Source organism: Zongyangia acetica, from assembly GCF_038739695.1.
GTDB classification, from domain to species: domain Bacteria; phylum Bacillota; class Clostridia; order Oscillospirales; family Ruminococcaceae; genus Zongyangia; species Zongyangia gallinarum.
This window is the reverse complement of record NZ_JBBEWN010000052.1, coordinates 1-677: the sequence shown is the minus strand read 5'-3', so window position 1 is coordinate 677 and position 677 is coordinate 1. Positions and strand designations below refer to the sequence as shown.

2 protein-coding genes are annotated in these 677 nt (G+C 49.5%); both read left to right on the top strand.

Annotation, left to right across the window (positions count from 1 at the left end; genetic code table 11):
• On the top strand, window positions 1-339 hold a 339-nt coding region (locus tag WGC32_RS15065; protein ID WP_342683090.1), incomplete at its 5' end, for a RusA family crossover junction endodeoxyribonuclease.
• Between the two features lie 2 nt (window positions 340-341).
• On the top strand, window positions 342-677 hold a 336-nt coding region (locus WGC32_RS15060; protein WP_462933649.1), incomplete at its 3' end, for a DUF7666 domain-containing protein.

Below are 677 nucleotides of genomic sequence, written 5' to 3'. Positions count from 1 at the left end.
CAGCAGATCAGAAGGACCAAAGAGGGACGCTGTTTCATCGCCCAGTCGGAGCAATACCGGAAGTACGCCAAGGATTGCAGGAGGGTGATCACCGGAGCCTACCGGAAAAAGATCAACGTTCCGGTGAATGTGAAGGCCCTCTACTACATGCCCACCCGCAGGAGGGTAGACATTGTGAACCTGCACAGCGCCCTGCATGATGTGCTGGTGGAGGTGGGGGTGCTGGAGGACGACAACAGCCAAATTGTGGTATCCACCGATGGGAGCCGGGTGCTCTATGACAAGCGCAACCCTCGTACCGAGGTGGAGATTGAGAGGACAGACCGATTGGAGGAATAGAGATGAAATGCTACAAAGGATTTGACAAGAATCTTGCGTGTCGTGGGTTCAAGTATGAGGCTGGGAAGGAGTATGAAACGGAAACCGCAGAAATTTGCGAATCAGGATTTCACGCCTGTGAAAATCCGTTTGACGTTTTTAATTATTATCCACCGAGTGATTCCCGTTTTTGCGAGGTTGATCTTGATGCAAATGACCAGAGAGGAGATGATAGTAAACGCGTTGGTAAACATATACGTATCGAAGCCGAGATTGGACTTCTTGGACTTATTGCGGCGGGTGTGAAATTTATTCTCGACAAAGTTGATTGGAACAACGCAAAAGAATCAAACACAGGC